Annotated in this window: 21 protein-coding genes; 16 read left to right on the top strand and 5 right to left on the bottom strand. The window is 68.1% G+C overall.

Annotated features, from left to right (window positions below; all coding sequences use genetic code 11):
- Positions 1–5 precede the first annotated feature (5 nt).
- Positions 6–533 carry a hypothetical protein gene (locus BLA15945_RS10940; RefSeq protein WP_174992326.1) on the bottom strand — a complete coding sequence of 176 codons (528 nt, stop codon included), beginning with the start codon at positions 531–533 and terminating at the stop codon, positions 6–8.
- 464 nt (positions 534–997) lie between these two features.
- Here BLA15945_RS10940 and proP point away from each other — a divergent pair, with 464 nt between their 5' ends.
- Complete coding sequence (proP, locus tag BLA15945_RS10935; protein WP_174992325.1) at positions 998–2,467, top strand: glycine betaine/L-proline transporter ProP; 1,470 nt, start codon at positions 998–1,000, stop codon at positions 2,465–2,467.
- Between the two features lie 60 nt (positions 2,468–2,527).
- On the opposite strand, the gene BLA15945_RS10930 is transcribed toward proP, so the two are convergent.
- The 4 genes from BLA15945_RS10930 to BLA15945_RS10915 form a co-directional block, all read right to left on the bottom strand.
- Positions 2,528–3,352: an alpha/beta fold hydrolase gene (locus BLA15945_RS10930; protein ID WP_174992324.1), complete on the bottom strand. Its 825-nt coding sequence runs from the start codon at positions 3,350–3,352 to the stop codon at positions 2,528–2,530.
- A gap of 180 nt (positions 3,353–3,532) precedes the next feature.
- Entirely contained in the window at positions 3,533–4,525 is a 993-nt protein-coding gene (locus tag BLA15945_RS10925) for a LysR substrate-binding domain-containing protein (protein WP_059241331.1), read from the bottom strand.
- Between the two features lie 638 nt (positions 4,526–5,163).
- Positions 5,164–6,015: a ferritin family protein gene (locus BLA15945_RS10920; RefSeq protein WP_174992411.1), complete on the bottom strand. Its 852-nt coding sequence runs from the start codon at positions 6,013–6,015 to the stop codon at positions 5,164–5,166.
- A gap of 26 nt (positions 6,016–6,041) precedes the next feature.
- Complete coding sequence (locus tag BLA15945_RS10915) at positions 6,042–6,989, bottom strand: fatty acid desaturase family protein (protein ID WP_059241330.1); 948 nt, start codon at positions 6,987–6,989, stop codon at positions 6,042–6,044.
- Between the two features lie 380 nt (positions 6,990–7,369).
- On the opposite strand from BLA15945_RS10915, the gene BLA15945_RS10910 reads away from it, so the two are divergent.
- From BLA15945_RS10910 to BLA15945_RS10840, 15 genes are read left to right on the top strand one after another with little or no spacing between them, the layout of a single operon-like run.
- A complete protein-coding gene (locus BLA15945_RS10910; RefSeq protein WP_233464181.1) occupies positions 7,370–9,133 on the top strand; it encodes a fatty acyl-AMP ligase in 1,764 nt (587 codons plus the stop codon).
- Positions 9,130–9,840 carry an ABC transporter ATP-binding protein gene (locus tag BLA15945_RS10905; RefSeq protein ID WP_059241328.1) on the top strand — a complete coding sequence of 237 codons (711 nt, stop codon included), beginning with the start codon at positions 9,130–9,132 and terminating at the stop codon, positions 9,838–9,840. Before BLA15945_RS10910 ends, BLA15945_RS10905 begins: the two co-directional genes overlap by 4 nt.
- Positions 9,812–11,029 carry an ABC transporter permease gene (locus tag BLA15945_RS10900; RefSeq protein ID WP_174992322.1) on the top strand — a complete coding sequence of 406 codons (1,218 nt, stop codon included), beginning with the start codon at positions 9,812–9,814 and terminating at the stop codon, positions 11,027–11,029. The genes BLA15945_RS10905 and BLA15945_RS10900 overlap by 29 nt, the downstream gene beginning before the upstream one ends.
- Complete coding sequence (locus BLA15945_RS10895) at positions 11,026–11,766, top strand: outer membrane lipoprotein-sorting protein (protein ID WP_059241326.1); 741 nt, start codon at positions 11,026–11,028, stop codon at positions 11,764–11,766. Before BLA15945_RS10900 ends, BLA15945_RS10895 begins: the two co-directional genes overlap by 4 nt.
- The gene (locus BLA15945_RS10890; protein WP_059241325.1) at positions 11,756–13,096 is read left to right on the top strand and encodes a hypothetical protein; all 1,341 of its coding nucleotides are present in this window, start codon (positions 11,756–11,758) and stop codon (positions 13,094–13,096) included. Before BLA15945_RS10895 ends, BLA15945_RS10890 begins: the two co-directional genes overlap by 11 nt.
- Before the next feature lie 13 nt (positions 13,097–13,109).
- On the top strand, positions 13,110–14,204 hold the full coding sequence (locus BLA15945_RS10885) for a hypothetical protein (protein ID WP_059241324.1): 1,095 nt from the start codon (positions 13,110–13,112) through the stop codon (positions 14,202–14,204).
- A 58-nt stretch (positions 14,205–14,262) separates the two neighbouring features.
- Positions 14,263–14,517 carry an acyl carrier protein gene (locus BLA15945_RS10880; RefSeq protein WP_011350104.1) on the top strand — a complete coding sequence of 85 codons (255 nt, stop codon included), beginning with the start codon at positions 14,263–14,265 and terminating at the stop codon, positions 14,515–14,517.
- A 7-nt stretch (positions 14,518–14,524) separates the two neighbouring features.
- Positions 14,525–15,400, top strand: coding sequence for a hypothetical protein (locus tag BLA15945_RS10875; protein ID WP_059241323.1), 876 nt, complete (start codon positions 14,525–14,527; stop codon positions 15,398–15,400).
- Between the two features lies 1 nt (position 15,401).
- Complete coding sequence (locus BLA15945_RS10870) at positions 15,402–16,022, top strand: hypothetical protein (RefSeq protein WP_174992321.1); 621 nt, start codon at positions 15,402–15,404, stop codon at positions 16,020–16,022.
- Between the two features lies 1 nt (position 16,023).
- Positions 16,024–17,007: a ferritin-like domain-containing protein gene (locus BLA15945_RS10865; RefSeq protein WP_174992320.1), complete on the top strand. Its 984-nt coding sequence runs from the start codon at positions 16,024–16,026 to the stop codon at positions 17,005–17,007.
- A gap of 1 nt (position 17,008) precedes the next feature.
- The gene (locus BLA15945_RS10860) at positions 17,009–17,998 is read left to right on the top strand and encodes a beta-ketoacyl-[acyl-carrier-protein] synthase family protein (protein WP_059241320.1); all 990 of its coding nucleotides are present in this window, start codon (positions 17,009–17,011) and stop codon (positions 17,996–17,998) included.
- Positions 17,988–19,163 (top strand): PLP-dependent decarboxylase, encoded by a 1,176-nt coding sequence (locus tag BLA15945_RS10855; RefSeq protein ID WP_174992319.1) that lies wholly within the window; start codon positions 17,988–17,990, stop codon positions 19,161–19,163. The genes BLA15945_RS10860 and BLA15945_RS10855 overlap by 11 nt, the downstream gene beginning before the upstream one ends.
- 20 nt (positions 19,164–19,183) lie before the next feature.
- Entirely contained in the window at positions 19,184–20,761 is a 1,578-nt protein-coding gene (locus BLA15945_RS10850) for an acyl-CoA ligase (AMP-forming), exosortase A system-associated (RefSeq protein ID WP_174992318.1), read from the top strand.
- Entirely contained in the window at positions 20,758–21,849 is a 1,092-nt protein-coding gene (locus tag BLA15945_RS10845; RefSeq protein WP_059241317.1) for a hypothetical protein, read from the top strand. The genes BLA15945_RS10850 and BLA15945_RS10845 overlap by 4 nt, the downstream gene beginning before the upstream one ends.
- Positions 21,849–23,696 (top strand): acyl-CoA dehydrogenase, encoded by a 1,848-nt coding sequence (locus BLA15945_RS10840; RefSeq protein ID WP_174992317.1) that lies wholly within the window; start codon positions 21,849–21,851, stop codon positions 23,694–23,696. The genes BLA15945_RS10845 and BLA15945_RS10840 overlap by 1 nt, the downstream gene beginning before the upstream one ends.

The following is a 23,696-nucleotide window of genomic DNA, read 5'->3' as shown; positions in this document are numbered from 1 at the left end:
CGCGGTCAACGCGGGGAGAATGGCTTGTGCCCCGTTGCCTTCAACGCGATGTTCACATCATCGCGCGTGTTGACGATACGGCCTTCCACCTTGCAATCCGATTGCACCGGCTTCGCACCGGCTGCAAATCCCGCGCCGCCGAGATCGGTTGCGACCCATTGCGCGCTGCGCTTGTCCAGCGCGAACTTCATGATCTCGGCCTGGTCATCCGTCATCTCCAGGCTGCCGCCCTTATCCGTCAATGCCACGCATGCGAAGGCGGCATCTCGATCCTCGATCAGATCGACCACGAAATAGTGGTAATCCTTCAGGTCCGGTTCGCGGTCGTTCAGCCGGTGAACGGCGGCCAGTATAGGGGCGCGGTCAGGGTCGCGCTTGTCCAGATCGCGGGCATACGTCACGTTGGCGACGGTCGCGACGAGGACCCATGCGCATGCAGTGAGCTTGGATAGCGTCATCATCGAGAATCGAGAAAAACAAGTAACCGGGATCGCCCCGCCATCGAGCGGCAGTGCGAACGTCTCGCGGGACATCGCAACACCCGGCCTCGGGCGACAGTACCTCTGGCGAGTCGATGCTGCCGTTATCCGGCACCAGCGCCCGTTGATAGTGATCGTCTGTTGCGTCATGGCCGATCGGGAGACGCTACGCTACCACCAAAGACGGCGGCAGATGGCTTTTGTTCATCTCGTGCGCGTTGCCCCGGTTTCCACCCGACGTTGCCAACGATTGCAGATGTTGATGAGCATCGAAACGATGGGCAGCCACCGTTCCTTCCGTGTCGTTTACAACCGGGTTCCGGGCGCATGACCGATAGTCGGCTGCACCCGTTTCTCTAAACTGGTTCTCACAACACACTTGCCCGGTGTCGCCCGCAACGCACGTCACGTCACCGACATCGAGGCCCCCGAGACATCCGCCTTCGCTGCTCCTCGGCCCGCACGACTCCACTGCATTCCAGCCCGGCCGGCTGCCAAGGCAATTCCAGGAGAGTTCATTGAGCCCGTCGCAAGCGCACCCTGCGAAATCGCGATCTTCGCGCCAGTCCGTCAAGCTGGATGACATCACGATCGTCGACCCTGCCGTCCTCAAGCGGGCAGTCGGTGCGATGGCGTTCGGCAATGCGATGGAATGGTTCGACTTCGGCGTCTACAGCTACATCGCCGTCACGCTCGGCAAGGTGTTCTTCCCGTCCAGCAGCCCGTCCGCGCAGTTGCTCGCGACCTTCGGCACGTTCGCGGCCGCGTTTCTCGTGCGCCCGCTCGGCGGCATGGTGTTCGGCCCGCTCGGCGACCGCATCGGCCGCCAGCGCGTGCTCGCCGCGACGATGATCATGATGGCCGTCGGCACCTTCGCGATCGGCCTGATCCCCAGCTACGCGTCGATCGGCATCATGGCGCCCGTGCTGCTGCTGGTCGCCCGCCTCGTGCAGGGCTTCTCGACCGGCGGCGAATACGGCGGCGCGGCCACCTTCATCGCCGAATTCTCGACCGACAAGCGCCGTGGCTTCATGGGCAGCTTCCTCGAATTCGGCACGCTGATCGGCTATACGCTCGGCGCGGCGACCGTCGCACTGCTCACCGCAACGCTGTCTCAGGAAGCGCTGCTGTCGTGGGGCTGGCGCGTACCGTTCTTCATCGCCGGCCCGCTCGGCCTCGTCGGCCTCTACGTGCGGCTGCAACTCGAGGAAACGCCTGCGTTCAGGAAGGAGGCCGAAGCACGCGAAGCGGACGAACGCGCGCGGCCGAAGCAACGCTTCGCGACGCTGCTCGCCGAACAGTGGAAGCCGCTGCTGCAGTGTGTCGGCCTCGTGCTGATCTTCAACGTGACCGACTACATGGCGCTGTCGTACCTGCCGAACTATCTGTCCGCGACGCTGCACTTCCGCGAATCGCACGGGCTGTTCATGGTGCTGCTCGTGATGGTGCTGATGATGCCGATGACGCTGTACGCCGGGCACCTGTCGGACAAGGTCGGCCGCAAGCCGGTGATGATGGCCGGCTGCGTGGGCCTGCTCGTGCTGTCGGTGCCCGCGCTGATGCTGATCCGCACCGGCGGCATGCTGCCGGTGTTCGGCGGGATGCTGATCTACGGCATCCTGCTGTCGACGTTCACGGGCGTGATGCCGTCGGCGCTGCCGGCGCTGTTCCCGACGCGGATCCGCTACGGCGCGCTCGCGATCGGCTTCAACGTGTCGGTGTCGCTGTTCGGCGGCACGACGCCGCTCGTCACCGCGTGGCTGGTCGATCGCACCGGCGACCTGATGATGCCCGCGTACTACCTGATGGGCGCCTCGTTCATCGGCATCGTGTCGGTGCTCGCGCTGCGCGAGACGGCGCGGCAGCCGCTGCCCGGCTCCGGGCCGTGCGTGGCCAGCCGCGCGGAAGCGCTGAGCCTCGTGCGCGGGCATGCGGACGAAGCCCGTGTACCCGGCAGGAAGTTCACGCCGGCCGGCGAACGCGCGTGATGCAGTCTGGCGTGACGCGACGCCGTGCGGCATGCGCTGGCGTCGCCATACACACGTTCGTCAGTTCGACGGCAGTTGCTGCGCGTCGAACCAGTCGAGCAGCGCGCGCGTGACGAACGCGGGATTTTCCAGATTCGAAATGTGGCCGGCGTCCGGCACCAGCGCATGCGCGCAGCCGATCACGCTCGCCATCTTCACGGTTTCCGACGGCGGGCGCGCCATGTCGCCCGCGCCGCACATCAGCAGCGTGCGTTCGGCGTCGAGCGCGGCCAGCGCCGACAGCGTGTCGGGCCGACCGAAGATCAGCCGGCCGAGCGGGACGATCGATTGCCGCAGCCGGTCGGCGGGCAGGCTCGCGAGCGCCGCGCGGAACGCGGTCGGCACCGGGTCGGCCAGATTGACGTCGGGACGGAAGAACAGCGGCACGATCGCGTCGAGCAGCGGCGGCACGATACTGCCGGCCGCCGCGATCGCATCGAGCATCCCGAAGTAGCGCAGCCGGGTCGCCTCGGGCTCGGCCTCCAGCGACGCGTCCATCAGCACGAGCGAACGCACGCGCCGCGGTTCGCGCAACGCGAGCCGCGCGCCCCACATGCCGCCGACGCTGAGCCCGACGACCGCGCATTGTTCGATCTCCAGCGCATCGAGCAGCGCGCTCGCGTGCGCGGCGAGATCGTCGAGCGTCTGCGTGCCGTCGGGCAGCGCGCCCGATGCACCATGCCCCCACAGGTCCGGCACGATCACGCGGTACGAACGCGACAGCGCATCGATCTGCGGCGCCCACATCGCCGCGTCCCACAGATAGCTGTGTCCGAACAGCACCGGGAACCCGGTGCCGTGATCCTGGTAATGCAGCGTGCTGCCTTGAATGATGTGTGCGGGCATGTCGTCTCCGGGTATCAGGACGCGGCGGTGACCCGGAACCGGGCGCCGCGGTCGGCGGCGTTCTGCAACGAACGCGAAGCGGCGCATCATCGCACAGGTCGCAGGTGTTGCGCATGACGGAACCGCACGCGCGGCGGCGCGACACGCACGAAACCGCACGAAGCATGGCGGGCGGCCGTGCTATCCGACGCGATACATCGGCAGCACGTTGCTGCCGGCGGCATCCTGGTTCGACGCGAGCGGATGGCATGCCTGTTCGAGCAGCCAGTTGGTCAGCACCGCGATATCGAATTCGTTGCACGCATCCGGGTTCTGCACGAGCACGTAGCTGCCCGATGCAACCGTGCAATGCGGGAACAGCTCGACGAGCCGCCCCTGCTTCAGCAGCCCGTCGACCAGCGGCCGCCTGCCGATCGCGACGCCGTGCCCGTCGACCGCGGCCTGGACCAGCTGGTCGTACTGGCTGAAATGCAGCGCACCGGCCGGCCGCAGGCGCGGCACGCCGAGTTCCTTCAGCAGATGGCTCCACCCGTGCCACGGCCACTCGCCGCGCGGATCGTCGAGATGCAGCAGCACGTGCTTGTCGAGGTCGGCCGGCTTCATCGACGCGGCGTCGCCCGCCGCCGTCATCAGGCTCGGACTGCACACGGCCACGACGCGCTCGCGAAACAGCACCTCCGTCTCGTCGGTCGACGTATACGGCCCCGCATATCGGACGGCCAGGTGCAAACGTTTGCGCTTAAGATCTTCAATTTCGCTCGTTGCCGACACGCGCACATCGATGTCCGGATAGCTGGCGCGGAATGAACCGAGGCGCGGAATCAGCCACAGCGCCGCGAACGACACGGTGGTCGACAACGAGATGGAGCGCTGGCCGACGCTCGACGACAGCTTGCCGATCACCGATTCCAGGTCGGACAACGCGAACGAGATCGCGTCGTACAACTCCCGTCCCTTGTCGGTCAGCGTCAGTGAACGGATGTGCCGGTGAAAGAGCTCGATCCGGAGCTGCTCCTCGAGCGCCTTGACCTGGCGACTGACGGCAGATTGCGTGACGCTCAATTCCTGCCCCGCACGCGTAAAGCTCAAATGGCGCGCCGCGCATTCGAAGCCTCTCAGGAAATCCAGCGAAGGCAAACTTCTCAATCGCTTTGCCAATCTCACATTAGCCATACCGCCACCTCAAAGTTGCACCCATCGACAGACAAGTCGCCGTTCGTCTCCCTGTGTCGCCTCTCCTATTTGGATTCGGAAACGATTTTATATTGAAGCATGGATGCATATCATTCTTATTTTCAATCGTGACACGCGTATTTATCTATCACTTTTCATCGCCCCGATATCCTTACATAAGCATTATGAAGTAGTGATTTTGTAAATTAATACATGCACGAAATGATGTCTCGGACGATCGCAAAAAACCCGTAAAAACAGATGCTTTTTGCCTGGATTTGCCATCTCGGCAGCGTTTTCGACGCCCCGGCAGAGCTGTATTCGAATGCCTACAAATCAATTTCATTTTCCCGACCATTCATTTCATTTACCGGATTGCGAAAAAACAATGCAATTCAACATTCATTCAAAATACCATTTAAATCACGAATTTCGTGTTTATTGAAATATACTAAACGGACGAAATTTAATCGCCTCATTCAATTCCGGAAATTGATGAACCAATTGTGTCCGGAAATGCGCATTCCGCCGGCTGGCGGCGGCAATCCGCACACGCTGCGCCGACGGGTCGGCTCGCATCCGGCGTGCGCCCGCACAACGCGGAACGCGGACCGCGGGACGCATGGCCCCTCCGGTCCCTAGCCGGCGTCCGCCACACTGCCCGCTCGCACCGTTACCTCGCGGCGGTAACGGTTCAGCTCCTGCGCGGTCGCGAACGTGCGCTCGAACAGGATCGACAGGTTGTGCAGAATGCGCTCGACGACCTTCTTTTCCCACTCGCCGTCGAAACGGATCTGCTCGTCGAGCCAGCGCTCGAGCCATTCCGGATCCGGCAGGCGCGACTGCACGGTGTCGCGCGGGAACAGCGCCTGGTTCACGTGCAGGTTGGTCGGGTGCAGCGGCTTCTCGGTGCGGCGCGCCGACGCCATCAGCACGCCGATCTTCGCGAATGCGGCACGCGCGACGTCGCCGCAGTTGTTCAGCGCCTTCTTCATGTAGCGCAGGTACGCGCCGCCATGACGCGCTTCATCGCGCGAGATCGTCTCGTAGATCTGCTTGATGACGGGCTCCGTGTGCCAGTCGGCCGCGCAGCGATACCAGTGGTTCAGGCGGATCTCGCCGCAGAAGTGCAGCATCAGCGTCTCGAGCGGCGGCGCCGGGTCGAACTGGAAGCGCACCGCGTGCAGCTCCTCCTCGGTCGGCACCATTTCCGGCTTGAAGCGGCGCAGGTATTCCATCAGCACGAGCGAATGCTTCTGCTCTTCGAAGAACCACACGCTCATGAATGCGGAAAAGTCGCTGTCGTGCTGGTTGTCGCGCAGGAACATTTCCGTCGCGGGCAGCGCCGACCATTCGGTGATCGCGTTCATCTTGATCGTCTTCGCCTGCTCGTCGGTGAGCAGCGAAGCGTCGAACTTGTCCCACGGAATGTCCTTCTCCATGTCCCAGCGGACAGCTTCGAGCGACCTGAACAGTTCCGGGTAGAGCATCGTCGTCGAAAGGCGCGCGGGCGCAGTCATGCCGATTGCGTGGACGCCGCCGCAGCCGACTCCGCATCGGGCTCGCGGTCGTCCATGTCGTCGTCCACCGAGCGCGGCGACAGCCTGCCGCGCAGCAGCGCGTAATAGAACTGCCGGTACGTGCGGTGGTAGTAGCGGATGCGCGGCGCGATTGCGCCATGCAGGTCGTGCAGTCGTTCGATCGGCAGGTTCGGCATCATGTGATGCTCGACGTGATAGTTGTTGCCGTTCGTGAACCACGTCATGAATGCATTGCTCTCGATCGTCCGCGTGTTGCGAAAGGGATCGGTGCTCGTCAGGTCGCAGCGGTAGTGCTCGGGCATCTCGACCAGTGCATGCACGGGCGCCGCGACGAACGCGAGCGGCACGACCCACACCCACACGACGAACCACGTATGCAGTGCGAACGACAGCCCGGCCAGCAGCACGATCGCCGCGACCGTCAACAGGTGATCGCGCCGGATCGCACGCGACACGAGCGGGTTGTCGCCGAAGCGCGCCCCCGGCACGACGAGCTTCGCGACGTTCTTCGCGAACTGGATGTAGTGCGCGGCCATCGACAGGCGCCACGCCCAGCGGCCGAGATTGACGACGGGGCTCGCGCCGTACTGGTCGCCATAGTCGAAGAATTCCTTGTTCTCGGGGGTGCCCAGCAGCCGGTGATGGCGCAGATGGCTGTCCTGGTAAGCATGAAACGACACGAGCATCGGCATGCCGAGCAGCACGCCGAACACCATGTTCAGGCGCTTGCTCCGGAACCCCTGGTAGTGCAGCGCCTGATGCTGCAGCTCGACGCCGTGCGCATACATCGCGCCGATCAGCAGGATGCCGGCGATCTTCAGGATCACGATCGCCGACTGCGCGAACATCATCCCGTGCGCGATGAGCGCGACGTAGACCGCCAGCTTCAGCGAGAACACCACGCCGCTCGGGCGGCTCTTCATGTCTGCAACCGGTTTCGGGCGGGCAACAAGCGATGAGGTGACGGACAAGACGCTCTCCTTGAGCCGGACCTTGCCCGGCACGATGACGCGGCGACGCTGGCACGTGCCGGGTTGCCATTCTTCTGTGAGTCGATGCTTCGGACAAACGAATTTTCCGAACGCATTGCATGCCCCTCGCGCATGAGCACACCACATCGTGAACTAGACGACTGGTCGAATGCGACCGACCGGTCACCTCGTGGATGCGCTCTGCTCATGCATAGCCTGCGTAGATTCCGTTTGTCGCGCCGCATCGATCCGGCAAGAATCCCCTTCACTCGACGAACGGCGCCGCCGGCACCGTGGCGCGAGCGGCCGTGTTCCTCAAGGGGAGAATCCTCGTGACGAAGTGCGCATCCACCATTCATCGCCTGATCGAATCGCTCGAGGACGTCGCGGGCGCCACGCATCGCATGACGTTCGTCGACGATGCGGGCCGCGATGCGAGCATCACGTACCGGCATTTCGCGGAAGCGGTGTTTCACCAGGCCGGCGCGCTGCGCGAGCTCGGTGTCCGCGAGAACGATCTGGTGATGCTCGCGCTGCCCGCGTCGGTCGAGCATGCGGCCGCGATGATGGCCTGCGTGATGACGGGCGCGCTGCCGTGCACCGTGCCCGTTCCCGCGCGGCGTGCGGCCGCCGGGCGGCAAGTGGTCGACGTCGCGTGCGAGTTGTACCGGCCGCGCCTCGTCGTCGCCGCGGATGCGCAGGCCGCCGCGTGGCGCGACGACGCATTTCCCGCCGCATCCACCCGTGTCGTCGGCCTCGCGACGCTGTCGAGCGCGGCCGATGCCGGCGCGCGCGCGCTGATCAGCGCGAAGAGCGGCCGCGATCCGCATCATGTCCAGCTCACGTCGGGTTCGACGTCGCATCCGAAAGCCGCGGTGCTCAGCCACGAAAACGTGATCGCGAACGTGCTCGGCATCGGCGGCTCGGTGCGCTTCGACCTCGCGGCCGGCGACGGCACCGCGTCGTGGCTGCCGCTCTATCACGACATGGGGCTGCTCACGCTGCTGTCGAACATGCACTACCGTGCGCCGCTGCTGATGATGCAGCCGAACAGCTTCATCCGGAATCCGCTCGGGTGGCTCAAGCGCATCGCGTCGGCGCGTGCGACGACCACGTCGGTGCCGACCTTCGCGCTGCGCTACTGCGTGCGCCGCTTCAATGCCGCCGCGATGGACGGCGTGGATCTGTCCGCGTGCCGCAACATCTTCATCGGCGGCGAACGCGTCGACGACGCGACGCTGCGCGATTTCGCCGCGACGTTCGCGCCGTACGGTCTCGCGGCGTCGGCGCTGCAGCCGTGCTACGGGATGGCCGAATCGACGCTCGCGGTATCGATGCATCGCGCGTGGCATGAAGGCGCGGTCGACGGTGCACCGTACGTGATCGCCGACACGCTCGACCGGCGCGCGCTGATCGAGCGCCGCGACGCGCAACCGGCCGCGGCGAACGACGGTAACGACACGGAAACCGAAACGGTGCTCGCAATGGGCACGCCGATCGAAGGCATGGCGTTCCGCATCCTCGACGACGGCGATCACGCACTGGGTCACCGCGCCGTCGGCGAAGTCGCGATCCGCGGCACGTCGGTGATGCTCGGCTACCTGAATCCCGACGACGGCACGATCGCCGCGCCGCTGACGGCCGACGGCTGGTTCCGCACGGGCGACATCGGCTACGTCGCCGACAGCCAGCTCCATATCCTCGGCCGCAAGAAGGAAGTCATCATCATTCGCGGCAGCAACTACTTCCCGCACGAGATCGAGGAAGCGCTGGCGTCGCACGGCGCGCTGCGCAAGAACACCTGCATCGCGTTCGGCCTGCCCGATCCCGAGACGGGCACCGAACGGCTGGTCGTCGCCATCGAGGCACGGCCGATCGATGCAACGGCGCAAACGCGCACCGAGTGCCAGCAACTGCTCGCGTCGCGCATCGGGTTCGCCGCGCAGGATCTGTGTTTCGTCGAACCCGGCTCGCTGCCGCGCACGACGAGCGGCAAGCTGCAGCGCCTGAAATGCCGCGACCTCTATGCGAACGGCGCGCTGCCCGTCATTCAGGCGACGGCGGCCACCGAAGCCGGTCAGGGAGCGTACGCATGACGACCGGCTCCCTTTCTCCGGTGCTCGAACTGCGCGATGTCACGCGCAGATACGAAGGCGCGGGCCGTGTCGTCGCCGTGCGCGGCGCGACGATCTCGATCGGCCAGCGCGACGTCGTCGCGCTCGTCGGCCCGTCGGGCAGCGGCAAGAGCACGCTGCTCAACCTCGCCGGCTTCCTCGATGTGCCGAGCACTGGCGAGCGCTGGCTCGAAGGCCGCCGGATCGACGACGCACCGGACACCCTCGAGCGGATCCGCCGCGAGCGCATCGGCTTCGTATTCCAGCAGTTCAACCTGATTCCGGTGATGTCGGCCCTCGAAAACGTCGAGCTCGGCTGCTTCGCGTGGGGCACGCCGCGCACGCGCCGCGAACGTGCCCGCGCGATGCTCGACGCGGTGGGGCTCGCCGCGCGCGAACGCCACCGCCCTGGCGAACTGTCCGGCGGCGAGCAGCAGCGCGTCGCGCTGGCCCGCGCGCTCGCCAAGGAGCCGGCGATCGTGATCGCGGACGAGCCGACCGCAAGCCTCGACAGCACCAACGCACGGGCGGTCGCCGAGCTGATCCTCGACACCAACCGTACGCTGGGTACCGCCTTTCTGATTGCGTCGCACGACGATCGTCTGTGCGCGCACCTGCCGCGCCGCATCGAGATGCGCGACGGCGTACCGGGAGTGAATCGTGAACTGGTCGACGTTTGCGTGGCGTAACCTCTGGCGCAACCGGCGCCGCACCGTGCTGACGATGGCGATGATCGGCGTCGCCGCGTTCGCGTCGAGCCTCGCGCTCGGCTATGTGATCGCAACCTTCGACGCGGTGCGCGAAGGGTCGATCGACAGCGGTGTCGGCCATGTGCAGGTGCTGCATCACGGCTATCTCGACCTGATCGGCGAGCGGCCGCTGCAGTACGGGCTGACGGCCGACGAGCAGGCCGCGGCAGCACGCGCCGTCGCGACGCTCCACGGTGTCGCGACGACCGCGCGCGGCATCGACTTCGACGGGCTCGTGTCGAACGGCGATCTCAGCTACGGCTTCGTCGGCGAAGGCATCGAGCCGAACCGCGAACCGCCCGGCTTCTTCGACTATCACTCGGTGCTGTCGGGCCGCTACCTGTCGCCGACGAATGCAGGAACCGAAGTCGTCGTCGGCGCCGAACTCGCGCGCAAGCTCGATGTGCACGTCGGGTCGGTCGTGCAGTTGATGGCGTCGACCGCGCACGGCGGCATCAACGCGACCGACGCACAGATCGTCGGCGTGATGAGCACCGGCAACAAGGACGTCGACGAGCGCATCGTCGACGTGACATTCACGGCCGCACAGGCGCTGCTGCGCACCGACCGCGCATCGCGCATCGCGGTGTTCCTGTCGAACACGGCCGGCACCCCGGCCGCCGCCGCGACGCTGCGCGCCGCGCTGCCGACGCTCGACGTGAAGACCTGGGACCAGCTCGTGTCGCTCTATCACCAGGTCGTCGCGCTGTACAAGAACCAGTTCTCGGTGTTCGGCGCAATTCTGTGCGTGACGATCCTGCTGTCGATGAGCAACTGGATCCTGATGAGCATCGTCGAGCGCCGCCGCGAGATCTCGACGCTGCGTGCGCTCGGCGTGCCGGCCGTCACGGTGCGCGGCGTACTGATCCAGGAAACCGCGCTGCTCGGCCTGCTCGGCGCAGCCGCCGGCATCGCGGTGGCCCTGCTGACGATGGTCGCGCTCAATCACGCGCAGATCCACCTGCCTGCGCCGCCCGGCCGCGTGAAGCCGATCCTGCTCGAATTCACGGTCTCGCCGGCCGCCGTGGCCGCCGTCGAAGGCGCGTTCGTCGTGCTCGGGGTGGCCGCCGCGCTGCTCGCGACCGTCGGGCTCGCCAAACGCAACATCCTCGAAGGACTCGCCCCATGACCCGCATCCGCCTCATGCTCGCCGCGCTCGTCGCGTGCGCGCCGCTCGCCCGCGCCGCCGACGCGCCGGCGGCCCAGACCATGCTCGCCCGTGCCGACGCGTACCGCAGCACGGCCGCCGATACGCAGACGAACATCGAGATCACGAATGAGGTCGGCGGACAGTCCGGCGACGCGACACGCTATCTCGTCTACACGCGCGGCAACGGCGACACGCTCGCACTGACACGCAGCGGCGAGAACGACGGCCAGAAGTACCTCGCGACGACCCGCGGCCACTGGTTCTACGTGCCGAACACGCGCAGCGCGGTGCGCATCAACGGGATGCAGCGGCTGCAAGGCGAGGTCGTGATCAGCGACATCACGCGCACGCACTGGGCGGACAGCTATCGCGCGACGGCCGCGCCCGGCACCACGGCGATCGCCGGCAAGCCGGCCACCGAGCTCGACCTGACCGCGACCGATCCCGACAACGTCTATCCGACGATCAAGCTGTGGGTCACGCCCGAGGCCGACGTGCCGGTACGCGCGCAGTTCTTCCTGGCGAGCGGCCTGCTGTTCCGCAGCGCCGATTTCTCCGCGCCGGTCGATGCGAACGGCCGCAAGGTGATACGCAAGATCACGTATCGCAACGAGGTCGAGAAGCAGCGCGCGAGCGTCGTCGACATCCTCGACGGCCAGCCGCGCAAGATTCCGTCGGGCTGGTTCAATCCCGACACGCTCGCCGATGGCCAGTGAGCACGACGCCCATGCCGACGCCCGTCATGACTGCCTCCATCCGTCGTCCGGCCGAGCAGATGCGCCGTGCCGGCGCGCGTGGCAACGCGCCGCGCTCGCCGTCCCGCTCGCGCTCGGCGGCTCGCTCGCGCATGGAGCGTCGCTGATGGACCAGCTCGGCACGCTGAACGGCATCGCGTACGCACGCTCGGTCGACAGCATGGACGGCCACGCGCTGCTCGGCAACCTGATCGGCGATTCGCCGCGCAACCAGCAGGAAGCCGGCATGCTCGCGCGCATCGACGGCGAGAACCTGTTCATGAATGCGCGCGCCGTCGCCAGCAATCATTCGCTCGGCGCCCAGTCGAGCCGCTTCAACGAAGCCGGCGTGCGCTACGCGTTCGACAACGGCATCACGCTCACGGCCGGCAAGCGGATCGACCCGCTCGACACGTCGCAGGCGTTCTTCCCGCTCGGCTTCTTCCAGAAGCGGGCCGCGACGGCCGACATCTACGATCGCTACGGCGACGTCGAGGGCACGCCGCTCGTCGAAGCGAAATGGGCCGGCGAGCAGACCACGCTGCAGTTCATCGCCGGCGAGAACCGCACGCTGCGCAACGACGTCGACAACCGCGACGTGGAGGGCGCGACGCAGCTCGTGCGCGGCGCGTACAACTGGTCGGGCGGCTCGGCCGCATTGCTCGCGGGACGTCACGCGGGCCACGGTGGCGCGGGTGCGACGCTGTCGTTCGACGTCGCTCGCTCGAACACCGTCTATGCGAGCGCATGGCTCGAACGCGGCACGACGCGGCCGCTGCCCGCGTTCATCGCGAACGGCACGCCGCTCGATTCGGCAGCTGCCTATGACGCCGTCGATCGCCGCAACGACCGTCAATACATGTGGCGCAGCGCGGTCGGCATGCAGAGCGCACTGCCCGGCAACCTGTCGCTGATCGTCGAGTGGTCGCACGACGAAGCGCGTTACGACGCGAACCAGTGGCGCCAGATGGTCGGCGCGGTGCGCGCGAACAACGCGCTGCTGCCCGTCGCGCCGGGCGCCGCGCTGGCCGGCCTCGGCGGCACGGCCGATTTCGTGAGCGTCGACGGCAACCTGCGCGACTACCTGTTCGCGCGGCTCGGCAAGAAGATCGGCCGCGTCGAGTATTCGCTGCGCGGCGTCTATTCGCCGCAAGACAAGGGCCTGCTCGCGATCGCGCAGGTCGTCGCCGACGTGAACAAGCGCGTGAGCGTCGACGTCGCGCTCACCCGCGCATTCTCCGACAGTCACTCCGAGTACCGGATGGTCGGTCTCGGCACCCGCATCGACGCCGCCGTGCGCGTGCGTTTCTGACAGGAACCCTGCCATGTCCACGCTTTCCGCTCCCGCTTCGATCGCCACGCCGCCGGCGCAGCCGCTGCTGCGCGTGGCCGACCAGGCCGCGTATCCGGTGCTGCGCCACCTCGATATGACCGGCACGCCGCCGCGCGCCGCGGCCCGGCTCGTCGAAGCCGCCACCGTGCGGCTGCTCGACAGCGAAATGGTGATCGCGCTGCACACCGAGGCGCCGGGCGTGCTGCCCGATGCGTCCGCGTCGGCGCCGCTGCGGCACGACGAGGCGCCGCTCACCGAAGCGTTGCTCGAGCAGATCGGCCGCGAAGGATTTCATCACCTGTTCAAGCCGTTCATGCGTGCGTTCATCCGCATCATGTTCGGGCTGTTCTTCTCCGACGACCAGAACCGTCGCGCCTGCGACTGCATCGACAGCGGCCACAACTTCGCGTTCCTGATGAGCGACGGCGGCGGCCCGACGCTCGCCGCGTGGCGCACGGTCATCCGCAGCGACGACAGCGGCCTTGCGCTCACCGTCGACAAGGTGTGGGGCATCGAGGCGCATCGCGACTGCATGGCCGTCGTCGCGGCGCGCTTGCCGGGCGTGATGTTCCCGGCCGCCTACCTCGTGTGGCCCGACGAGTACCGGAAGCTGACACGCGCGACCTGCGGCGCGCCGTTCCTCGCGGGCAACCTGCAGCTCGCGAATGTCGGCGGCCAGGTGCGCGTCAGCGCCGAGGATCGCCTGCGCATCGGCGGCCCGACCGTGTTCAACAAGTACCTGACCGTCGTGCGGCCGTACTTCGTTCGTGCGCTGATGGCCCACGTCGGCTGGCTCGCACAAACCGGCCGCGTCGAACTCGATGCCGATGCACGCGCCGTGCACCGCTTCATCGCCGATGCCGCACGCAGCCAGACCGACGACGCGCACTACAGCTTCGGCAAGGTGCAGCGCGTGCTCGCGATCAAGCTGCTGTCGAACGAGTTCCTGACCGCGCTCGTGCGCGACGGCAAGGTTCCCCTCTTCGACGACCAGCGCGACCTGCTGGCGTTCTCGAAGATGGAAGGCAGTTCGTACCGTTGTTATCACGAGCTTCGCAAGAGCCTGCGCTGCGAAGCCGGCAGTTGACCCACGCGACAGGCCGATCGATCCCGATCCATTCACTTCAACTCCAGGAGCTCCCCTCATGACGACCCAGAACGTTCCAGCCGACGCGCTCGACATCCTGTCCCGCGAAGTCGCGAAGATCCTCAACGTCGAAACCGTCGACACGGACGCCGGCATCGGCGAACTCGGTATCGATTCGCTGAACATCGTCGAGCTGATCGTGTTCTGCGAACAGCTCTACGGCTCGATCGATCCGGAAGCGCTGAACATCACGCAGTACACGACGCTGCAGCAGCTCGACGCACAACTGCGCCGCCAGCAGCACGCCGCCTGACACGACGATGCTCGCGCCCCTTGCGACCGCGGCGGCTCCCGCCGCCCAACCGGCCCCGGCGACCGCACTGACCGTGCAGGCGCTCGCGTACCGGCGCGTCGCGCCGTCGCGCGACGGCGCGGCCGTGCCGCTCAACGATACGGCGCACGCGATCGGCACGCTCGCGTGCGCCGAGCGCGAGCGGCTGTGCGGCGCGATCGGCGCGGACGATTACGTGGTCAGCTCGACGATCCTGTCGATGCTGCTGATGAACGACTCGCCGCAGCATCGCGCGTTCGCGCAGGCACTGGCCGGTGCGAACGACTACACGCCCGACTGGATGACCTGCTCGTACGAATGCGCGGGCTGGGGCTACGTGCTGCGCCGCACGCTCGCGACCGCGGCCGAGACCGGGCCGCGCACGCTGCTGCTGCAGATCGTCGACGTCGACGTGCACGGCTACACCTACTGGCACGGCAACCCCGCATGGGGGCGCTCGGGCTTCGGCGTCTGCACGCTGCTCATCGATGTCGGCCGCGACCCGGCGCAGTCGGTCATCGCCGATGCGGCGCCGCCGGCCAGCGCGGTCGTGCGGCTCGGCCGCGACATCCGCATGTTCTGCGCGGCGCGCCCCGGCCTGCACGCGGCGTTGCCGTTCTTTCCAGCCACGTCGCGCCGCGCGCTGCTCGCCGCCGTCGGCAAGACGCCGCTGCTGCCGGACGGGCACGGCGTGTTCGGACATGCATTCGGCAGCGATCCGTGGCTGTCGGTGCTGCTCGCGCATCGCGACGGCGACACACCACGCCGCGCGGCCATCTGTTCGCTCGCGCTGAACGGCTATTACGCGGTCGCCGACGTGGCCTTCGCGCCGGACGCGACGTTCTCACTCGACGGTGAGGCATGACATGGTGCGCCCCGTTCATTTCACCTACCGGATCGAGCGCGACGCGCGGCAGCCGGTCGCCGTCGCGGCGAGCGCGTACCGGATGCCGCTCGATACGCCCGACGACTATGCGCGCGCCGCGCTCGCGGAAGCGGCCGGCGATGCGTACGACGCGGGCGGCGCGGCCGGCGGCGAACGCCGCGTGCTGCTCGACCACGTCCAGTATTTCGCGTTCCTCGCGGAAGCCGCCGCGCGCGTCCGCGACGCCGTACATCCGGATGCCCGTCTGTTCATCGAAGTCTGCGCGCCGTACTTCGGCGCGCTGCCGGCCGGACTGCTCGCGCCGCACGTGCTGCTCGGCGTGCACCTGTACGACGAAGCGTTGCGCGATGCCGCGCGCGGCGCGCCCGTCGTGTGGATCGGCGACCGCATCCTGCGCGATGCGGAGTTCGCCGGCGACAACCGCGTGTGCTGCGCGATCTGGCCCGCGCGGCTCGCCGATGCATTCGACGCGCAGCTGCGCGGCCCGTGGCCGGCATTCGCGATCCGCCTCGAGCCGCACCCGGGCGCATCGCGCGCCGCCCTCCCGTTGACCGATTCCGCCCATCATTCCGGCGCCGCCGCGCGGCCGGGGAGACCCTGAAATGACTGACACGCTAACCGTGATGCAGGACACGGCCGATATTCGCTGGTCGATGCCCGTCGATGCACTGATGTCGAACGACTACGCGCTGCGCGAAGAAGCGCTGAACCGGCTGTACGAGAAAGCGAAGGCCGCGCAGTGGGACGTCGCGACCGACGTCGACTGGAGCCACGACCTCGACCCGGCGAATCCGCTCGGCATGCCCGACCCGACGCTCTTGATCTACGGCACCGCGCTGTGGAGCAAGCTGTCGGACGCCGACAAGCGCGAGGTGCGCCATCACGCGCAGGGCTGGCTGCTGTCGCAGATCCTGCACGGCGAACAGGCCGCGCTGATCTGCGCGTCGAAGCTCGCGTCGGCCGAAAGCGGCCTGAGCGCGCGGCTGTGCGCGGCCGCGCAGATGATGGACGAAGCACGCCACGTCGAGGCGTACGCGAAGCTCGTCAACGAGAAGCTCGACGTCAGCTACCCGATGAGCCGCTCGCTGAAGGGGCTGCTGCACGACACGATCACGAGCAGCGCGCTCGACATGACGAACCTCGGGATGCAAGTGCTCGTCGAGGGCATCGCGCTGTCGATTTTCCAGAGCGTCGTCGCCTATAGCGCCGATCCGTTCATCAAGGACCTGTTCGTGCGAATCCAGCGCGACGAGTCGCGTCACTTCGCGGTCGGCCGGATCACGCTGTGCCGCGTGTATGCGGAGATGAGTTCGACCGAGCTGCGCGAGCGCGAGCAGTTCGTCTGCGAAGGCGCGGCCGTGCTGTACGAGCACCTGTGCGCGGACGACATCTGGGAACCGATGGGGCTGTCGAAGCGCGAATGCAGCGCGATGGTGCGCGAGTCGCCGGTGTCGAGCTCGATCCGCCGCTCGATCTTCCGGCGCCTGGTGCCGACGATCCGCGAGATGGGCCTGCTCACGCCGACCGTGCAGGCGACCTTCGACAAGCTCGACGTCCTCGACTACGCGGCGATGCCGCTCAACTGACATGACGATGCCCTCCTCCCACGCATCCCGCGACGCCGGCTTCTGGATCGGCGTCGACGCAGTGGCCTACGAGCTGCCCGGCCTGCCCGTCGATATCGAGGCCTGGGCCGCCGAGCGCGACTACCCGGCGCAGCGGGCGGCCGCGATCGCGCAATCGGGCAGCCGCTATTTCCACATGGCGCTCGACACGAGCGAGACCGACCTCGCAATCGCGGCGGCCGGCCGGCTGCTCGACACCGCGCGTGTGCATCCGTCCGATATCGGCGCGATCGTGCACGTGCACACGCAACAGTTCAGCGTGCCGCCCGCGCCGCGCAGCCTGCCGCACGAGCTGGCCGCACAGCTCGGCATCGAGCCGCTGTGGCTCGGCTCGGTCGCGCAGTTGAACTGCGTGTCGGTCGCGGCCGGGATCGAGACGGTCCGCGCGCTGATGCGCCGCTATCCGCAGCTCGATGCGGCGCTCGTCGTGTCGTCCGACCGCGTGTATGGCGAGGATTACCGGATGCGGCAGATGACGGGCGTGCAGTGCGACGGCGCGGCCGCAATGCTGATCGCGCGCAACAGCACGAGGAACCGGCTCGGCGGCATCGCGATCGAGACGCATGCGAAATGGCACCGCGGCTCGGACACCGTCGCCGCCAACGAGGCCGACCTGATCATGATGGAGTGGCCGTACACGCGCAAGGCGATCGACGCGGCCGTCGCGCTCGAATCGCACGCGCTCGACGCATACGAACTCGTGCTCCCGCACAACGCCGACCTGCCCGGCTGGAACGCGCTGTGCCGGGCGATGCGCGTACCGGCCGAGCGGCTCTACGCGGAAAACATCCATGCGCGCGGCCACGCGTGTTGCTCGGATTTCCCGATCAACCTGGCCGACGTCGGCCTCGATGCGGTCGCGCATGGCCATCGCGTGCTCGGCGTGATGCAGTCGAACTGCGGCGCGTATGCAGCCGCCACGCTCCATCCGGTGGGCCGCCATGACGCCTGAGCATCCGCTTCCGTCCGCCGGCGACCACGCGTGGCTCGCCGACCTGCGCACGCCCTGCTACGTGTACGAGCCCGAGGTCGCGATCGCACGCTACCGGTCGCTGAAGGCGCGGCTCGGCACGCGGCTGATCGTGTCGCTGAAGGCGAACCCGAACCAGGACCTGCTCGCACGTTGCGCGCACGCGTACGAGGACGGCGTCGAGCTGGCGAGCCGCGGCGAACTCGATGCGGCAATCGGCCGGATCAAGGCGGCGCGCTACCTGAACAATCCGTCGATGGACGAGATGTTCATGCGCGCAGGGCTCGCGTCGCGCTGCCATTTCGTGCTCGACAACCCGGACGCGGTCGCCCGCTTCGTGCCGCTTGCACGCGAAGCGGCGGCCGGCGGCAGCACGCCGGGTGCGGTGCTGTTGCGCGTCAATGCCGGTGCGCTGGCCGGCGAGCACGCACGCTCGCTGTGGCACGACCACTTCGGGATGACGCCGAACGAGGCACACGACGCGGTACGCACGCTTGCGGCCGCCGGCCTGCCGGTCGCCGGGCTGCACGTGTTCTCCGGCCCGCATTCGTTCATCCGCCAGGACGCGACGCAACCCGATACGCTCGCGTTGCCCGAACGGCTCGCGGCGCTCGCACGCGATCTCGCGCCGGCCAACGGCGCGCCGCTCGGCTCGCTGAGCCTCGGCGGAGGTTTTGCCGACGATCATCCGGGCGACGCCGCGTTCGCACGCTATGCGAACGCGCTGGCGCCGCTGGCCGGCAATTTCACGCTGGCCCACGAGGCCGGCCGCGCGATCTTCGCCGATGCGGGCGTGTTCGCGACGCGCGTCGTCGCGGTCAAGGCGTGGCAGGACCGCACGATCGCCGTCTGCGACGGCGGCCTGTCCCATGCGTTCCTGCTCGCGCAAACCGAATCGGTGATGCGGCGCCTGGCCACGCCATCGCTCGTGCGCCGCACGCCCGCGCCGCCGTCGCGTGGCGTGCCGACGCTGTACGTCGGCAGCACCTGCAGCCGCGCGGACGTGATCGGCCGCGACGACACGGGCGCACCGCCGCAGGCCGGCGACATCGCGGTGTTCGCACGCTGCGGCGCGTATCACCGCACGTACTCGATGGCGCATTTCCTGTCCCACGAAGCCGCGCACGTGTACGTGCGGCCCGCCTAGACCATCCAGAGGAGCCGATCTTGAACGCACTGATCAGCGTCGCCGACCTGCTCGAGCACGGCGCACAGCGCTGGCCGCATCACCCCGCGTATGCCGACGGCGGCGGCACGATGACCTACGACCGGCTCGCGCGCGCGGTCCGGCGCGCCGCCGCCGCACTCGCGGCGCGCGGCGTACAGCCCGGCGAGCGCGTCGCCATCTACGCGCCGAAGCGTATCGAGACGGTGGTCGCGATGCTCGCGGCCAACGCGCTCGGCGCGATCTTCGTGCCGGTCAATCCGCAGTTGAAGGAAGCGCAGATCGAACATATCGTCGCCGACAGCGGCGCCGCGCTGTTCATGACCGGCGCGCAGCGGCTCAAGCGCCTGCCGGCGCTCGCCGCACTCGTCGGCACACGCGCGCTGCTGATCGAGGAACTCGCGGAGGCAATCGACGCGCCGGATGCCGGCACACCGCCGCCGGCCCCCGCCGGCCGGCCGGTGGACGACGATCCGGCCGCGCTGCTCTACACCTCCGGCTCGACCGGCAAGCCGAAGGGTGTCGTCGTATCGCACCGCAACCTGGTGTCGGGCGCATTCAGCGTCGCCGCATACCAGGGGCTCGCGGACGACGACGTCGTTCTCGGCGTGCTGCCGCTCAGCTTCGACGCGGGCCTGAGCCAGCTCACGACCGCGCTGGCGGCCGGCGCGTGCTACACGCCGCTCGACTTCCTGCAGCCGGCCGAGGTGCCGCGCCATTGCGACGCGTTCGGCGTCACGTCGATCACCGGCGTGCCGCCGCTGTGGATGCAACTCGCATCCGCCGGCTGGAGCGACACCGCGCGCACGCGGATCCGCCGCTTCGCGAACACCGGCGGCCATCTCGCGACGCCGCTGCTGCACCGCCTGCAGGCACTGTTCACGCACGCGTCGCCGTACCTGATGTACGGGCTGACCGAGGCGTTCCGCTCGACCTACCTCGCGCCGGCCGATGCGGCGCTGCGCCCGACGTCGATCGGCAAGGCCGTGCCGAACGCCAACATTCTCGTGTTGCGCGCGGACGGCAGCGAATGCGCGGCCGACGAGCCCGGCGAACTCGTGCATCGTGGCGCGTTCGTCACGCTCGGCTACTGGAACCGGCCCGAGCTGACCGCGCAGCGCTTTCGCGCACTGCCGCGCCGCCACGGCGAGATTCCGCGCCCGGACGTCGCCGTGTGGTCGGGCGACATCGTGCGGCGCGACGCGGACGGCTTCCTGTACTTCGTCGCACGCGGCGACGACATGATCAAGACGTCCGGCTATCGCGTCAGCCCGACCGAGGTCGAGGACGTGCTGTTCGCGCTGCCGCATATCCGCGAGGCCGCCGTGTTCGGCGTCCCGCACCCGGCGCTCGGCGAAGCGATCGCCGCGTGCGTCGTGTCGACGCTCGACGCCGGCGCGTGCCGCACCGACATCGCGCGCGCCTGCCGCGACGCGCTGCCGACCTACATGAGCCCGCTCGTCGTCGAGCCGTTGCCGGCCCTGCCGCGCAACCCCAACGGCAAGATCGACCGGCCGGCACTGAAAGCGCAGTATCGCGACGCGTTCGCGCGTCCGAACCTCGAGGAGACCGCCGCATGACCCTGTCGACGCTCGAAGAAGCCCGTATCGGCGCGCCCCGCGTGGCCGCGCCCGGCACGCTCGCCTTGTCCGGCGGCGTCGTGGTGCTGCCGCCCGCCGTCGTGTTCAGCGCGATCCAGGCGCAGGAGCGCCATCCCGGCTACCGGCACCTGCTGCTGCCGCAGGCGCGCTTCGCCCGGCCGCGCGGATCGGGAGCGCTGACGCCCGAGGAAGGCACGCGCCTCGCGCCGGGCGGCCGGCCCGTGCTGCGGGTCGCGCCGCCCGGGCGCAGCCTCGCCGATCTCGCCGCCGATGCGGCGCTCGACCTGCGCGACCAGCTCGGCTCCGGTCAGCTCGCGCGCACGACCCACGTGATCGTCGCGAGCTGCGCGCTCAACGAGGGCATCGGCGACTCGGTCGTCGGCCGCATGCAGTACGAACTCGGGCTGCAGCGCGTGACGCCGTTCGCGCTCGGCCAGAACGGCACGCTCGGCTGGTATTCGGCGCTGATGCTGCTCGACGGGCTGCTCGACGAAGGCGACCAGGCGCTCGTGATCCTCAGCGACAAGTGGCTGTACCCGTTCTTCCGCCAGTTCGGCGATCTGGTCGGCTATGGCGACGCCGCCGCCGCGCTGCTCGTGTCGCGCGCGGGCCCCGCGCCCGAGCCGGCCGTGTGGGGCGGCGTGCGGTCCGTCGCGGTCGAATTCGGGCCGTCGATCGCCGATCCGTGGGCCGACGCGCCCGCTGCGCTGCGCGACTCGCTCGCGCCGGTCGCCGCGCGCGCGATCCGCCGCGCGCTCGATCAGGCGAACCTGCGCGCGAACCGGATCGACTGGTGCGTGCCGCCCGGCTTCGATCCCGGCTTCGCGGCACGCGTGGCCGACGCCGCCTCGATCCCGCTCGGCGCGCGGATCCAGCACGACGGGTCGGGTCACCTGTCGTCGGCCGAAGCGGCCGCCGCACTGATCCGGCTCGCCGGTGCGCTCGACGAAGGCGAGCGTCGCACGGTGCTCGTGTGGGACGCGGCACTGCATGGCGCGGCGGCCGCCGCCGTCGTCGACCTGGCCGGCGGCCTCGATGCCGCGCTCGATATCGAAGGAGACGCATGATGAGCGCCTACAAGGTGAGCCTGCGCGAGCTGCGCTTCTTTCTGTGGGAACTGTTCGAGGCCGACCGGCACTTCCTGACGCACGGGCCGTACGGTACGCACGACCGCGCGTCGGTCGATGCACTGCTCGAACGCGCGCGCGACTTCGCACTCGACCTCGGCCGCAGCTACCAGCAGGCCGACGTCGAAGGCTGCACGCTGCTCGACGACGGCCAGGTGCGCATTCCGTCGCATTTCCACGCGCTGTGGGCGCGCTTTCGCGACGAATGGTCGAACACGCTGTTCGGCACCGCGCACGGGCTGCCGCCGATCGTCACGCAGATGATCTACGAGATGTTCATGGGCGCGAACCCGTCGTTCATGACGTACGGCGGCTTCACGCGCCCCGCGATCAAGCTCTTGCAGATGCACGGCACGCCGCACCAGAAAGCGCACATTGCGCCGCTCGAGGCGTACCGCTGGGACGCGTGTTTCTGCGCGACCGAACCGCAGGCCGGCACCGACCTCACCGCGGTCGCGCTGCGCGCAACGCCGCTCGAACGCGACATCTACGCGATCGACGGCGAGAAGGTCTACATCTCGGCCGGCATGCATGAGCTGACCGAGAACACGCTGTATTTCGTGCTCGGCCGCATCGACACCGCGTCGCCGGATTCATTCTCGCTGTCGTGTCTCGTCGTGCCGCGCTTCTGGCCCGACGAGGAAACCGGCGAGCTGCAGCCGAACCATGTCGACTGCATCGGCCTGCCGCGCAAGATGGGGCTCAAGGGCTGCGCGAACACGCACCTCGTGTTCGGATCGAACGGCACGACCAAGGGCTGGCTGCTCGGCGGCCGGCGCAACGTCGGCCTGCTGCAACTGATGCCGCTGATGAACCAGGCGCGGATGAGCACCGGGATGTTCGGCGTCGGCGTCGCATCGAGCGCATACCTGCATGCGGTCGAGTACGCAGGCCGTCGGCTGCAGGGCCGGCCGATCGAGCGCGCGTCGAACACCCACGCCGCCCGCGTCGCGATCGTCGAGCACGCGGATGTGCAGCGCATGCTGGTCGACATGAAAAGCCGCGTCGATGGCTGCCGCGGCCTGCTCGGCAAGCTCGCGGCGACCGCGACGCGGGCGGCGATGCTCGAAGCGACGCCCGACGCCGACCCGGCCGAGATCGAGCGCCACCGCAAGCTGCAGTTGCTGCTGACGCCGATCTGCAAGGCGTTCATCTCGGACCAGGCGTGGCGGATCTGCGAAACCGCGATCCAGGTGCACGGCGGCCTCGGCTATACCGATGCGAGCCCCGTCGAGCAGAACGCGCGCGACGTGAAGATCCTGTCGATCTGGGAAGGCACGAACTACATCCAGGCGCAGGACCTCGTGCGCGACAAGCTCGGCTTCGGCCGCCATTCGCGGCTGATCCAGTACTACCGCGACGAACTCGACGCGTTCCTCGCGCACCAGCATCACGGCGGCACGCACGCGGAACTGCGGCCGCTGTTCGACGCGCTGCGCACGGGCGCCGACCGGATCGCCGCCGCGCTCGACGACATCGCGCGCGACGTGCAGGACGGGCACACGCACCGCAGCAGCCAGTTCTACACGCGCTTTCTCGAGATGTTCGGCGTCGTCACGTCGGCATGGGTACTGCTCGAATCGGCGACGATCGCCGCGCGCCGGATCGATGCGCCGGAAACGGCCGATACGCCGGCCGAACTCGCGTTCTATCGCGGCAAGCTGAAAAGCGCACGCTACTACTTCGCGAACGTGCTGCCCGTCGTCGACCAGCACGCGGCCGTGATCGCCGCGATGGCGCATGCGGCGATCAGCGTCAGCAGCGACGAACTCGCACCGGCGGAATGA

It is taken from the genome of Burkholderia arboris (assembly GCF_902499125.1).
GTDB lineage: Bacteria > Pseudomonadota > Gammaproteobacteria > Burkholderiales > Burkholderiaceae > Burkholderia > Burkholderia arboris.
Note: the sequence above shows the minus strand (reverse complement) of the source record. Positions and strands in the feature narration are given on the sequence as shown.

Coding starts and splice junctions, on each gene's coding strand:
- BLA15945_RS10940 (WP_174992326.1), bottom strand. CDS start 533: ATGTCCCGCGAGACGTTCGCACTGCCGCTCGATGGCGGGGCGATCCCG.
- BLA15945_RS10930 (WP_174992324.1), bottom strand. CDS start 3,352: ATGCCCGCACACATCATTCAAGGCAGCACGCTGCATTACCAGGATCAC.
- BLA15945_RS10925 (WP_059241331.1), bottom strand. CDS start 4,525: ATGGCTAATGTGAGATTGGCAAAGCGATTGAGAAGTTTGCCTTCGCTG.
- BLA15945_RS10920 (WP_174992411.1), bottom strand. CDS start 6,015: ATGCTCTACCCGGAACTGTTCAGGTCGCTCGAAGCTGTCCGCTGGGAC.
- BLA15945_RS10915 (WP_059241330.1), bottom strand. CDS start 6,989: ATGAAGAGCCGCCCGAGCGGCGTGGTGTTCTCGCTGAAGCTGGCGGTC.
- BLA15945_RS10905 (WP_059241328.1), top strand. CDS start 9,130: ATGACGACCGGCTCCCTTTCTCCGGTGCTCGAACTGCGCGATGTCACG.
- BLA15945_RS10895 (WP_059241326.1), top strand. CDS start 11,026: ATGACCCGCATCCGCCTCATGCTCGCCGCGCTCGTCGCGTGCGCGCCG.
- BLA15945_RS10890 (WP_059241325.1), top strand. CDS start 11,756: ATGGCCAGTGAGCACGACGCCCATGCCGACGCCCGTCATGACTGCCTC.
- BLA15945_RS10885 (WP_059241324.1), top strand. CDS start 13,110: ATGTCCACGCTTTCCGCTCCCGCTTCGATCGCCACGCCGCCGGCGCAG.
- BLA15945_RS10880 (WP_011350104.1), top strand. CDS start 14,263: ATGACGACCCAGAACGTTCCAGCCGACGCGCTCGACATCCTGTCCCGC.
- BLA15945_RS10875 (WP_059241323.1), top strand. CDS start 14,525: ATGCTCGCGCCCCTTGCGACCGCGGCGGCTCCCGCCGCCCAACCGGCC.
- BLA15945_RS10870 (WP_174992321.1), top strand. CDS start 15,402: ATGGTGCGCCCCGTTCATTTCACCTACCGGATCGAGCGCGACGCGCGG.
- BLA15945_RS10865 (WP_174992320.1), top strand. CDS start 16,024: ATGACTGACACGCTAACCGTGATGCAGGACACGGCCGATATTCGCTGG.
- BLA15945_RS10860 (WP_059241320.1), top strand. CDS start 17,009: ATGACGATGCCCTCCTCCCACGCATCCCGCGACGCCGGCTTCTGGATC.
- BLA15945_RS10855 (WP_174992319.1), top strand. CDS start 17,988: ATGACGCCTGAGCATCCGCTTCCGTCCGCCGGCGACCACGCGTGGCTC.
- BLA15945_RS10845 (WP_059241317.1), top strand. CDS start 20,758: ATGACCCTGTCGACGCTCGAAGAAGCCCGTATCGGCGCGCCCCGCGTG.
- BLA15945_RS10840 (WP_174992317.1), top strand. CDS start 21,849: ATGAGCGCCTACAAGGTGAGCCTGCGCGAGCTGCGCTTCTTTCTGTGG.